Consider the following 12,216-nt stretch of genomic DNA (forward strand, 5'->3'; position numbering starts at 1 on the left):
ACAGCGCCGCCGCCGTCACCATCCCGCCACCCGCGCCGCCCGATGACGGCCGCATGTATCGCGCCGCGAACCGCTCGCGAACGTCGATCGACATGACGTCATCCATCACGCGCGCCACGCCGCCGCTCAGGATGCCTCAGCGTTTCGCCCTTCGATGCAGCGCCGCAAGCGCGTGCCCGCGCGCATCGTTCCGGTCGACATGCGTTGCATTTCCGGATCGTTGCGCCACGTTGCTCGTCGTTTAGTAAATCTAAGAAAATCATTACAGATGTGTTTATTCGATTGACGCGCAAACGTTCCAAATCCTAGTCTTACGACGCAGCAAGATTCACGACGAGCCGGCGGTCGATCGGTCGAGTCGCCGGGACAGGATCGGGAAGAACAACGGAGAGAGACGATCATGAATCGATTCATGACGCTCGCCGCCACACTGGCCGTGGCGTGCGCGTTGAACGGGTGTGGGGGTGACGACGGCGGTGGCGGCGCCGCGTCGATACTGGCGGCACGTCCCGCGGCGGCAGCCGCTGACGCCGCCGACACGACGGACCTCGACCGCGGGCAGACGCTCGCGCTCACGCAGTACGTCGATCCGCTGATCGGCACGCTCGCCAGCAATTCGCCGAACCCGGTGCCGGCCGGGCAGGCGGGCAGCGTGGAGCCGGCCGCGGGCCTGCCCTCGGGCATGGTGCAGTGGGCGCCCGACACCAACACCACGCCGGCACCGAACAGCAGCGCCGAGCCGGGCTCGCCGGCCGGCTACTACTACGACATCAACTCGATCCAGGGCTTCAGCGTCACGCACATGCCGGGCGCGGGCTGCTCCGGCAACAACGGCGAATTCCCGGTGATGCCGACCACCGACCTCACCAAGCTGGCACCAACCTTCAGTCATGCGAACGAAACCGCGAAGGCCGGCTACTACTCGGTGCTGCTCGATTCGCAGATCAAGGTCGAGCTGACCGCCACGCTGCGCACCGGCTTCGGCCGCTTCACCTATCCGGCGGGCCAGCCGGCCCTGCTGGTGCTCGACGCGACGCGCACCAACACCAGGACCTCGACCTCGGGGGCCATCACCCAGGTGTCCGACAGCGCGATCTCGGGCAGCACCGTGGGCGGCGGCTTCTGCGGCAACTCGGTGGGGGTGCCGGTGTATTTCTATGCCGCGTTCGACCGGCCGTTCACGTCGGCCTCGATCTCGCACGGCGTCGCGCAGCTCGGCTTCCGCTCCGGCCTGACCGTGAAGATGAAGATCGGCATCTCCTACGTGAGCGTGGCCAACGCGAAGGCCAACCTCGACGCCGAGAACCGCGGCTGGGACTTCGACGGCGTGCGCGCGCTCGCCGACGCGACCTGGAACGACCGGCTCAACGCGATTCGCGTGGCGGGCGGCACCACCGAGGCGAAGACCAAGTTCTACACGGCGCTCTATCACGCGCTGTGGGCGCCGAGCATCTTCAGCGACGTGAACGGCCAGTACATCGGCTTCGACAGCCAGGTGCACCAGGTCGGCAGCGGCCAGCACGCGCAGTATTCGTCGTTCTCGGGTTGGGACATCTACCGCTCGCTGATCCAGCTGAAGGCGATCCTGAACCCGGCGGAGACCAGCGACATGATCCAGTCGCTCGTCAACGACGCGGACCAGTGCGGCGCGATTCCGCACTGGGTCAACGACAACGTCGAGGACGGCGTGATGCCGGGCGACGCCGGTTCGCTGATCGTCTCGAGCGCCTACGCGTTCGGCGCGCGCGGCTTCGACACGCAGAGCGCGCTGCAGCACATGGTGAAGATGGCGAACATCCCCGGCACCGCCTGCAACGGCGTGACCACCAACGGCGGCCGCGCGAGCTACCTGCAGACCGGCTACATCACCAGCGGCGAGTGGGGCCAGGCATCGTCGACGCTCGAATACGCGAGCAGCGACTTCGCGATCTCGCGCTTCGCCGGCGCGCTCGGCGACGCCGCCACGCAGCGCATGCTGCTGAGCCGCTCGGCCTACTGGCAGAACCTGCTGAACACCTCGCTCACGCCGCCTCTGAACGCGGCGCGGCAGGCCAACGGCGCGTGGATTCCGGAGACCCCGAGCAGCGGCGACAACTACGTGGAGGGCAACGCCGAGCAGTACACCTGGATGGTGCCGTACAACCCGGCGGGCCTGTTCGCGCAGCTGGGCGGCAACACCACGGTGGCGTCGCGGCTCGACACGTTCTTCACGGTGCTCAACGCCGGCCTGAGCCTGCCGAACTTCTACATGGGCAACGAGCCGACCTTCGAGGTGCCGTGGCTCTACAACTGGGCCGCGCAGCCGTCGGGCACGCAGCGCGTGGTGCAACAGATCATGGCCAGCGCGTTCAGCACGGCGCCCGACGGCCTGCCCGGCAACGACGATCTCGGCGCGGTGTCCGGCTGGTACGTGTGGGGCGCGCTCGGCCTGTATCCGGAGATTCCGGGCGTGGCGGGCCTCGCGATCGGCAGCCCGCAGTTCCCCGCGATCGACGTGCGGCTCGGCACCGGCCGGCGCCTGCGGATCCGCGCGGCGGGCGCGCCCGCGTCGAGCTACGTGCAGGCGCTGTCGATCGACGGCCACGCGCAGTCGAGCCCGTGGATCGACTACGCCGCGCTCGCCGACGGCGCGACGCTGCGCTTCTCGATGGGCAGCTCGCCGTCGCAATGGGGCGCCAGCGCGCCACCGCCGTCGTTCGGCGTGCCGGTGGCGATCAACGCGGCCGACAGCTACAACAACCGCGGCTTCAGCGCCGACGGCGCCACCAACACCGATGGCCAGGGCGCGGACTTCGACGGCAGCCTGTTCAGCTACTCGCTGAACGCGCTGGCGGCGGCCGGGGTCCAGCCGGGCAAGCCGTTCCCGGTGGCGGGCGCGGCCGTGGCGGTGGCGGGCGGGCCGCTCACGCTCGACAACACGGTCACCGTCGGCCAGACCGTGATGCTGCCGCCGGGCTCGGTCGGCTCGGGCGTGGTGGTGCTCGGCTCCGCGAACAACGGGCCGTCCAGCGGCGTCGCGCAGCTGAACTTCGCCGACGGCACGAGCCAGGCCGTCACGCTCGCGTTCGACGACTGGACGCTCAACGGCGGCGGCGCGAGCCCGAGTTCGGCGATCGCCGTGACGATGGCCTATCGCAACTCGGGCAACGGCCAGCCGGACAACGTCAAGACCTACCTCTTCGCGCAGAAGATTCCGGTGCCGCTCGGCAAGGTCGTGACGAGCATCACGCTGCCGCGGCAGGTCAGCGCCGGCAAGATGCACGTGTTCGGGGTGGCGATGGCGTCGTGAGGATTCGCTGAGGATTCAGCGACGCTGGCCCGATGCGAGAGCGCCGCGCCGATCCGTGAAAGCGGATCGGCGCGGCGCTTTTTCAATCCAGAGAATGCGGCTGGCGGGAAGACCCTCAGGCGATCCGCGCGAGTCGCGAACGCGCCGCGGCGGCATCCCGTGACATGGTCTCGCGCACGTGATGCGCGAACGCCTCCGCGGCCGGCTGCGCCACCGCGGGCAGGCGCAGGCAGATCGCGAACGGCGGCAGCGCGGGCAGGCCGGCCGCCTGCGGCGCGAGCGTTTCCAGATCGTCGGGCACCGTGGAGGCGAGCCAGGTGGTGATGGCCACGCCCGCGCGCACCATCGACGCGGTCGCCTCGATGTTGCCGCTCTCGAACACGGTGCGCCACGCCACGCCCTGCTCCGCGAGCGCGCCGAGCACCACGGGGCGGAACACGCAGCGCTCGTCCACCATCGACAGCGGCAGCGGCCGCTTCCGCCACGCCTCGCTGCCGCGCCCCGACACCCACACCAGCGGCTCGACGCGAATCACCTCGCCCTTGGCCTCGCTCGCCACGTACTGGATCAGCGAGACATCCACGCGCCCGCTGTCCACGGCCTCGTGCAGGTCGGGCGACGCGCAGCAGACGAGCGAGATGTCCACGCGCGGATGCGCCTCGGCGAACGCCTTCATCGCCGGCGCGAGCGGCCCGACCAGATCGTAGGGCACGCCCACCCGCAGGTTGCCGCTGAGCGGGCCGTCGGCCATGTCGGCCCAGATCTCGTCGTTCAGGCGCAGCAGCTGGCGCGCCTTGACGAGAAACGTCTCGCCCTGGCGCGACAGCGCCAGCCGGCGCGTCTTGCGCACGAACAGCAGGCAGTCGAGCATGTCCTCCAGCCGCCGCACCTGCTGGCTCACGGCGCCTTGCGTCATGTGCAGCAGGGTCGCGGCCACCGTCATGCTGCCGCTGTCGGCCACGGCAACAAAGGTCCGGATCAGGTCGAGGTCGAGGTTTCGGGTCATCGACGCATTATGCCGGCTAATGCATCGCATCAAAATTATTGCCTTTCATGATGCATCGGCCGTCCGTACAGTGCGAACCTCGTTCCTTCGAATCGCCGCCGATGACTTCGCTCCTGCCGCTCCTGCTGTTCGTCGCCGTCGCCACCCTCACGCCCGGCGGCGCCACCACGCTCGCCACCGCGTCGGGCGCGCGCTTCGGCTTTCGCCGCTCGCTGCCGCTCGTGACCGGCATCGCGGCGGCGCTGGCCATGCTGGCCGCCGTGGCCGCGCTCGGGCTCGGCGGGCTGCTGCTCGCCATGCCGTCGCTGCAAATGGCCGTGAAGGCGCTCGGCTCGGCCTACCTGCTCTGGCTGGCGTGGCGCATCGCGCGCAGCGGGCCGCCGGACGCGGGCCAGGGCCCGGCGCGGCCGGTCACGCTCGCCAACGGTTTCCTGCTGCTGTGGCTGAACCCGAAAAGCTGGGCGATGACGGTGGGCGCGGCGGCCTCGTTCGCGCTCGTCGCCAGCAGCCCGCAGCGGCTCGCGCTGCTGCTCGGCGCCGCGTTCGGCGTGGCCGCGGCGCTGTCGCTGACGTTGTGGTGCGCGCTCGGCGTGCTGCTCGCGCGCCTGTTCCGCACGCCGCGCCAGTGGCGCATCCTCAACCTCACGATGGGCCTGCTGCTCGCCGCTTCCATCGTGCCAACCTGGAGATAAGCATGGTTTCCCGTTCGTTTGCCGAATCGTTCGATCTCGACGCGGCGTTCGCCGACATCACCGCGCACTGGTCGCCGAAAGTGGTCGCGCAGGTCAACGACCAGTACGTGAAGGTGGCCAAGGTACTGGGCCAGCTGGTGTGGCACGACCACGCGCACGAGGACGAGCTGTTCTTCGTGGTGCGCGGCCACCTGAAGATCGAGTACGAGGGCGGCCGCGTGGTCGAGCTGCCGGCCGGCTCGATGCACGTCGTGCCGCGCGGCACGCGCCACAATCCGGTCGCCGAGGAGGAGTGCTGGATCATGCTGGTCGAGCCGGTGGAGACGAAGCACACGGGGGACGTGGCGTCGCCGCTGACGAAGACGATCGAGCAGCAGCTGCGCTGAGGCGCTGCTCGCGCCGGCCATCGCCGGCTCGCTCGCCGAGGCTCGTTCCCGGCGGGCGGCGTGCCGCCCGCGCCATCTTCCCGTGCCTCGATGCCGGAAGCCACGCGCCGGCTTCGCCGCCGTTACCGTGATCTCCCGGGCCGCGCGAATCCCCGTCGCGTTCCCCTGCATTCATCGCACCGCACCAACGGCAGTTCTTACCCACGCGCCGCGCGCCCGCCGGGCAGCCCTACCGCCGCCTCGCGCGCCGTCGCCGTCTCCCCGCAGAAACATAAGACCATTGCGGGAAAACACCGATGCTGTAGTCGAACTACATTCCTACTATCTAACACGGTGGAGGCTACCTACATCGCGCTGGCCCCGTCGATTTCTCCATCCCGCCGCCCGGTGCGCACCGGCGCGGCACCCGCGTTTCGCGTTTCACCGCTGTCGCTTCCTGCCTCATCGTCGACAACCAGAATCGAATAACCGGAGAGAGAGACATGCAGGTCAGACTTTGGTCGGCCGCCGCATTGACGGCGTTCGCGTTCGCCAGCGCGCAGGCTGGCACCCCCGACTTCATCAACTTCCCGCCCACCAGCTTCGACGCCGTCGCCTCGGTCACCGCGCGGCTGCGGGCCGATGCGCTGGTGCGCAAGATGACGCTCGACGAAAAGCTGCAGATGATCCATTCGCAGTATGAGATGAGCGCGGTGCCGGGCGGCGGCGCCGGCTACATCCAGGGCGTGCCGCGTCTCGGCATTCCCGACCTGAACATGGCCGATTCGTCCACCGGCTCGGGCAGCACCTCGCAGCCGAGCACGACGTTCCCGGCCACGCTCGCGCTGGCCGCGAGCTGGGACCGCCAGCTGTCGAGCGACTACGGCCGCCAGGTCGCGATCCAGTTGCGCGCGCAAGGGTTCGGCATGGGCCTCGGCGGCGGCACCAACCTCGCGCGCGAGCCGCGCGGCGGGCGCCTGTTCGAATACCTCGGCGAGGATCCGCAGCTCGCGGGCGAGCTGCTCGCCGAACGCACCGACGGCACCCAGCGCGAGCAGGTGATCGCCACCATCAAGCACTACGCCGGCAACGAGCAGGAACACGGCCGGCAGGGCGGCAACACGCAGATCGACGAGCGCACGCTGCGCGAACTGTATCTGCTGCCGTTCGAGATCGCCGCGAAGCGCGCGCGGCCCGGCAGCGTGATGTGCTCGTACAACCGCCTGAACGGCGACTACGCCTGCGAGAACACGTTCCTGCTCTCCACCGTGCTCAAGAACGACTGGGGCTTCGAAGGCCAGGTGCAGTCGGACTGGGGCGCGGCGCACAGCACGGCGCCGTCGATCAACGCCGGGCTCGACGAGGAAGAGGACGTGGGCGCCACCGTCTACCTGACGCCGGACCTGGTGCGCCAGGCGATCGCGAACGGCTCGGTGTCCACCGCGCGGCTCGACGACATGGTGCGCCGCAAGCTCTACACGATGATCCGCCTCGGCGTGCTCGATCACCCGGCCAAGGCCGGCGGCACGATCGACTTCGCGGCCGGCAACGCGTTCGCGCAGGCGGTGGCCGAGCAATCGATGGTACTGCTGAAGAACGACGCCAATCAGCTGCCGCTCGCGGCCGCCGCGCTGCGGCGCATCGCGGTGATCGGCGGCCACGCCGACGCGGCGGTGCTCTCGGGCGGCGGCTCGGGCAACACGCGCGATCCGGTGACGGGCTCGTTCGCCGGCTGCGGCGGCCTGCAGTTCGGCACCGCCACCGGCTGCAGCTGGTGGCGCAATCCGTGGCTCAAGGTGGCGACGCCGATCGTCGCCGCGATCCAGCAGCTCGCGCCGAGCGCACAGGTCGCGTTCGCCGGCAACAGCGACCAGCAGCAGCCGTTCCGCGCCTATACGCAACAGGAGATCGACCAGGCCGCGGCGCTCGCGAAGCAGTCGGACGTGGCGATCGTGGTGGTGGCGCAGCCGGCCGGCGAGGATTTCGGCGACCTGCCAAGCCTCTCGCTCGCGAACCCGACCAACCAGGACGCGCTGGTCGCCGCGGTGGCGCAGGCGAACCCGCGCACGGTGGTGGTGGTCGAGAGCGGCAACCCGGTGCTGATGCCGTGGAAGGACAGCGTCGCGGCGATCGTCGAGGCGTGGTATCCGGGCGAAGGCGGCGGCAAGGCGATCGCGAACCTGCTGTTCGGCAAGGTCAACCCGTCCGGCAAGCTGCCCGTCACGTTCCCGGCACGCGATCAGGACACGCCGACCTGGGGCACCGACGGCACGTTCGCGAACGATCCGGTCTATGCCGAAAAGCTCGAGATGGGCTATCGCTGGTACGACGCGAAGAACATCAAGCCGATGTTCGAGTTCGGCTACGGGCTGTCGTACACGCACTTCGCGTACTCGGGGCTGACCGTGCTGCGCCTGCCGGGCAACCTGCTCGACGTGAGCTTCACGGTGCGCAACGACGGCCGCGTGGCCGGCGCCGAGATCCCGCAGGTCTATCTCGGCGTGCCGTACAAGGACGAGCCGCCGCGCCGGCTGGTGGGCTGGGACAAGATCGGCCTGAACCCGGGCGAGTCGCGGCGCGTGCGCGTGCTGGTCTCGCCGCGCGAGCAGAGCGTGTGGGACGACGCCCAGGGCAAGTGGCGCTACGTGCCGGGCAGCAGTGTTTACGTGGGCGCCTCGTCGCGCGATATTCGGCTGCAGCAGCACTGAGCGCGGCGCCGGCGAGCCGGAAGGCCGGCACGGGCGGGACGATGCGGATCCCGGCGCGGATCGCGGTATCCCCGCGTCCGGGCCGGCCGGATCGGCCCGGTTCCGCGCCGCCGCCAGACGCCCGCGAGCGGCCTCGCGGGCGTGTCTAAATCTCGCCAATCATGGCCGGTATTCGTGAAATTGTGTACGGAGCCTAGTAAGATGGCGCCCTATCGACACTCGCCGACCCACAATGAGCAATAACCTCAACGTTCTCGAAGAGCAACTGCGCGAACTCGACCAGCAAATCGCGCACGCCAAGTCCGAAGGCAAGCAGGCACTGCTCGCGAACCTGCAGGAGCAGGTGCAGCAGTACGGCATCACCGAGGACGAATTGCTGCGTGCCGCCGGGTTCCGTCAGGCACAAAAGGTGCGAAAGGCCGCGCCGGCGAAGTATTACGATCCGTCGTCGGGCCATTCGTGGTCCGGCCGTGGCCCGCGCCCGAAGTGGCTGCAGGGCAAGGAACTGGACGACTACCTGATCGACCGCGCGCCGAAGCCCTGGTGGCCCGGCGAGGACTGATCCGGCGGCGCCGCGTGCGGCGCCCGTGTTTCGCGCCTGTGGTTCCGATACCCCGGCCGCCCATGACGCGGCCCGGCCGCGCGACGGCCCACCCGGCCCGCGCCTGATTCTTTTTTCGCCCGACGCGACGGATTTCGCGGCGTGCTCCGTGTAACGGAGACCATCCACGCCGGCAGGACTCCGTATGAACGCTCCGCCCAACCCGCACGCCGCGGCGATCGCCCTGAACCGCTTCGGCCTCGGCGCCCGCCCCGACGAGCCCGCCCCGGCCGATCCGGCCGGCTGGCTGCTCGACCAGTTCTCCCGCTACGAACCGCGCCCCGCCGCCTGGGCCGACGCCCCCGGCGCGGTCGCGCTCGCCACGCGCTTTAGCGACGAACGCAGCCAGCTGCGCGCCGGAGCTGGCGCTTTGCCTCCCGCCTTGCCTTCCGCCTCGTCCCCTGCGTCGCCCCCGTCGGCGACGCTGCCGGCTGCCGCTTCGGGCCCGGCCGCTGCTTCCGCGCAAGCGATTCGTCAGACTGTCAACCAGACGATCCGCCGCGAAAGCGTGGAGATCTACCGAAGCGCCGTGGACGCCCGCGTCGAGAGCGCGCTCGTCACGCCCGCGCCGTTCGTCGAGCGGCTCGTGCATTTCTGGGCCAACCACTTCGCGGTCTCGGTCGACAAAGGCCAGGTGGCCGGGCTGGCCGGCGCGTTCGAAATGGAAGCGATCCGCCCGCACGTGCTCGGCCGCTTCGAGGATCTGCTGGTGGCCGCCGAACGCCATCCGGCGATGCAGCTGTTCCTCGACCAGACCCGCTCGGTCGGCCCCGACAGCCGCGCCGCGCTGCGCGCCGACGCGCGCGACCCGGCCCGCAAGCGCGGCCTCAACGAAAACCTCGCGCGCGAGATCATGGAACTGCATACGCTCGGCGCGCGCAGCGGCTACGCGCAGGCCGACGTCACCGAGTTCGCGCGCGCGCTCACCGGCTGGAGCGTGGCGGGGGCGCGCGGCCCGCAGCCCGGCAACGCGCCGCCCGGCGCGTTCGTGTTCCGCCCGGCGCTGCACGAGCCCGGCACGCGCACCGTGCTGGGCCGCCGCTACGATCAGGAAGACGAAGCACAGGCGCTGGCGATCCTCCAGGATCTCGCGCGCGCGCCCGCCACCGGCCGCCACCTGGCGTTCCAGCTCGGCCGTCATTTCGTCGCCGACGATCCTCCCGCCGCGCTGACCGAGCGCCTCGCGCGCGCCTTCGAGCAGAGCGGCGGCGACCTGCCCGCCGTCTATCGCGCGCTGGTCGAGTCGCCCGAGGCGTGGGCGCCCTCCGCGACCAAGTTCAAGACGCCGTGGGACTGGGCCGTGTCGTCGCTGCGCGGGCTCGGCTGGACCACGCTCGGCAACCTGCGCGCCGCGCCGCTGCTGACCCAGCTCGGCCAGCCGGTCTGGCGGCCGGGTTCGCCCGCCGGCTACGACGACGTGGCCGCCAGCTGGGCCGCGCCCGATGCGCTGGTGCGGCGCGTCGAGATCGCCCAGCGGCTCGCCGCGCGCACCGGCGAGCGCGCCGATCCGCGCACGCTCGGCACCGCGCTGTTCGCGGGCACGCTGAGCGAGCCCACCGCCACCGCCGTGTCGCGCGCCGAAAGCACCACCACCGCGCTCGCGCTGCTGCTCGTCTCGCCCGACTTCCAACGGAGATAACGCCATGGAGCCCACCCGCCGCCGATTCCTCGGCACCGCCGCCGCGGCCGGCGCGCTGCTCGTCGCGCCGCGCCTCGTGTTCGCCAACGTCGCGAGCGATCGCCGCTTCGTGTTCGTGATCCAGCGCGGCGCCGCCGACGGCCTGAACATCGTCGTGCCGTATGCCGAACCCGCCTATGCGAGCCTGCGCGGCGAACTCGCGATCGACGCCGCGAAGGCGACGCGGCTCGACGGCACGTTCGCGCTGCATCCCTCGCTCACGCAGACGGCCGCGATGTTCGCCGGCGGCCAGGCGCTGTTCGTCCATGCGATCGCGTCGCCGTATCGCGACCGCTCGCATTTCGACGGCCAGAACGTGCTCGAGACGGGCGGCCTCGCGCCGTACCAGGTGAAGGACGGCTGGCTGAACCGGCTCGCGGCGATGCTGCCGGCCACGCGCGAGAACGCGATCGCGCTCGCGCCCACGGTGCCCGCCGCGCTGCGTGGCACCGCGCGCGTCACCTCGTATGCGCCGTCGGGGCTGCCCGACGCGCCCGACGATCTGCTCACGCGCGTCTCCGCGCTCTACGAACGCGACGCGCAGCTCGCGCCGCTGTGGGCCTCGGCGATAGCCGCGCGCGGGCTGGCCGGCGACGCGCACGCGCGCCAGGACCCGGCCGGCGTCGGCAAGCTGGCCGCCGGCTTCCTGGCGAGCGATGACGGCCCGCGCATCGCGATGATCGAGACCGGCGGCTGGGACACGCACAGCGCGCAGAACCCGCGCCTCGCGAACGTGCTGAAGGGGCTCGACGCGATGCTGGCCGCGCTGCGCGACGGGCTCGGCCCGGTCTGGCGCGACACCACCGTGGTGGTGGCCACCGAGTTCGGGCGCACCGCCGCCGCGAACGGCACCGGCGGCACCGATCACGGCCAGGGCTCGGTGGCGATGCTGCTCGGCGGCGCGGTGGCGGGCGGGCGCGTGATCGCCGACTGGCCGGGCCTGCGCGGCGCCGATCTCTACGAAGGGCGCGACCTCAAGCCGACCGCCTCGCTCGACGCGCTGATCGCGGGCGCGGCGGCCGAGACGCTGCGGCTCGATCCGCCGCGCACGGCCGCGACGCTGTTCGGGCCGGCCGGCGCGCGGCGCGCGATGACGGGCCTCGTGCGTGCCTGAGTTTCGAGGCGCGGGTTCGAGGGTTCGCGGGTTCGTGAATCCACGAAGCACTTCATTCATTGCCAACGACGACAGTCCCGGGAGGACACCCCATCATGAAGATCCGATCGACATCCGCCGCCGCGTTCGCCGCCTGCGCCTGCGCGGCCCTGCTTTCCGCCTGCGTCGTGGAGCCGGCGCGCCCGCCGCAGCCAGCGCCGCGCGTCGAGGTGATGCCCGCGCCGCCCGCGCCCGGCTATCGCTGGGTGAAGGGCCACTATCGCTGGGAAGGCAATCACTGGGGCTGGGTGCCGGGCCATTGGGTGGGCGCGTATTGAGGATTTCCAGAGATTCCCGGTCGGATCAAAATCGTTCGGGATACTGATCGAATCGACGGGCGGCGCGCATGACTTCGGTCCTGCGCGCCGTGTCCGTCCCGCGCCTTCGTTTTCACTCGCATCGCGATGCCTCAAGGTGCTTCTTGCCGCCCGCATCGGCTCCCGCTCCACCGCGCTTTCCGCCTCGCTTCTCCCCGCCGTTTTCCGCCCGCGCCTCACGACCGCGCAGCCGGCCCGCCACGCGTTTTCGCCTTGGCATCCCTATCGGGGTTTACACCGCCTGCCCCGCGCCCGGCTTTTCTGCCATAAAGCTGCCGCCGGCCCGTAATGCCGTTCAGTTAAGCAACTGAACGGCATTTTTGTTTTCGGGAAGGAGTGGTTGTAAACGCTGCGCTGAAGTGTTAACTTTTCGGCGCGATGCTGACCGACCACCTGACCTTCATGCT

Annotated in this window: 9 protein-coding genes; 8 read left to right on the forward strand and 1 reads right to left on the reverse strand. The window is 70.5% G+C overall.

What is annotated here, in order from left to right; translation table 11 throughout:
* Window positions 1-400 precede the first annotated feature (400 nt).
* Entirely contained in the window at window positions 401-3,289 is a 2,889-nt protein-coding gene (locus BpN12_RS12805; protein ID WP_246792952.1) for a GH92 family glycosyl hydrolase, read from the forward strand.
* A 115-nt stretch (window positions 3,290-3,404) separates the two neighbouring features.
* Here BpN12_RS12805 and BpN12_RS12810 read toward each other — a convergent pair whose 3' ends face one another.
* On the reverse strand, window positions 3,405-4,295 hold the full coding sequence (locus tag BpN12_RS12810) for a LysR substrate-binding domain-containing protein (protein WP_246792953.1): 891 nt from the start codon (window positions 4,293-4,295) through the stop codon (window positions 3,405-3,407).
* Window positions 4,296-4,396: 101 nt separating this feature from the next.
* On the opposite strand from BpN12_RS12810, the gene BpN12_RS12815 reads away from it, so the two are divergent.
* The 7 genes from BpN12_RS12815 to BpN12_RS12845 all read left to right on the forward strand — a co-directional run bounded on the left by BpN12_RS12815 (window position 4,397) and on the right by BpN12_RS12845 (window position 11,770).
* Window positions 4,397-4,987, forward strand: coding sequence for a LysE family translocator (locus BpN12_RS12815; protein ID WP_246792954.1), 591 nt, complete (start codon window positions 4,397-4,399; stop codon window positions 4,985-4,987).
* Between the two features lie 2 nt (window positions 4,988-4,989).
* Complete coding sequence (locus BpN12_RS12820; RefSeq protein ID WP_246792955.1) at window positions 4,990-5,373, forward strand: cupin domain-containing protein; 384 nt, start codon at window positions 4,990-4,992, stop codon at window positions 5,371-5,373.
* Between the two features lie 482 nt (window positions 5,374-5,855).
* Window positions 5,856-8,060, forward strand: coding sequence for a glycoside hydrolase family 3 C-terminal domain-containing protein (locus tag BpN12_RS12825; RefSeq protein WP_246792956.1), 2,205 nt, complete (start codon window positions 5,856-5,858; stop codon window positions 8,058-8,060).
* Window positions 8,061-8,292: 232 nt separating this feature from the next.
* On the forward strand, window positions 8,293-8,622 hold the full coding sequence (locus BpN12_RS12830; RefSeq protein WP_042628923.1) for an H-NS histone family protein: 330 nt from the start codon (window positions 8,293-8,295) through the stop codon (window positions 8,620-8,622).
* Window positions 8,623-8,806: 184 nt separating this feature from the next.
* Complete coding sequence (locus BpN12_RS12835) at window positions 8,807-10,300, forward strand: DUF1800 domain-containing protein (protein WP_246792957.1); 1,494 nt, start codon at window positions 8,807-8,809, stop codon at window positions 10,298-10,300.
* A gap of 4 nt (window positions 10,301-10,304) precedes the next feature.
* On the forward strand, window positions 10,305-11,453 hold the full coding sequence (locus BpN12_RS12840) for a DUF1501 domain-containing protein (protein ID WP_246792958.1): 1,149 nt from the start codon (window positions 10,305-10,307) through the stop codon (window positions 11,451-11,453).
* A 95-nt stretch (window positions 11,454-11,548) separates the two neighbouring features.
* Window positions 11,549-11,770, forward strand: coding sequence for a hypothetical protein (locus BpN12_RS12845; protein WP_246792959.1), 222 nt, complete (start codon window positions 11,549-11,551; stop codon window positions 11,768-11,770).
* Window positions 11,771-12,216: the final 446 nt, after the last annotated feature.

This window comes from Burkholderia perseverans, assembly GCF_022870505.1.
Lineage (GTDB): Bacteria > Pseudomonadota > Gammaproteobacteria > Burkholderiales > Burkholderiaceae > Burkholderia > Burkholderia plantarii.

Coding starts and splice junctions, on each gene's coding strand:
- BpN12_RS12805 (WP_246792952.1), top strand. CDS start 401: ATGAATCGATTCATGACGCTCGCCGCCACACTGGCCGTGGCGTGCGCG.
- BpN12_RS12810 (WP_246792953.1), bottom strand. CDS start 4,295: ATGACCCGAAACCTCGACCTCGACCTGATCCGGACCTTTGTTGCCGTG.
- BpN12_RS12815 (WP_246792954.1), top strand. CDS start 4,397: ATGACTTCGCTCCTGCCGCTCCTGCTGTTCGTCGCCGTCGCCACCCTC.
- BpN12_RS12820 (WP_246792955.1), top strand. CDS start 4,990: ATGGTTTCCCGTTCGTTTGCCGAATCGTTCGATCTCGACGCGGCGTTC.
- BpN12_RS12825 (WP_246792956.1), top strand. CDS start 5,856: ATGCAGGTCAGACTTTGGTCGGCCGCCGCATTGACGGCGTTCGCGTTC.
- BpN12_RS12830 (WP_042628923.1), top strand. CDS start 8,293: ATGAGCAATAACCTCAACGTTCTCGAAGAGCAACTGCGCGAACTCGAC.
- BpN12_RS12835 (WP_246792957.1), top strand. CDS start 8,807: ATGAACGCTCCGCCCAACCCGCACGCCGCGGCGATCGCCCTGAACCGC.
- BpN12_RS12840 (WP_246792958.1), top strand. CDS start 10,305: ATGGAGCCCACCCGCCGCCGATTCCTCGGCACCGCCGCCGCGGCCGGC.
- BpN12_RS12845 (WP_246792959.1), top strand. CDS start 11,549: ATGAAGATCCGATCGACATCCGCCGCCGCGTTCGCCGCCTGCGCCTGC.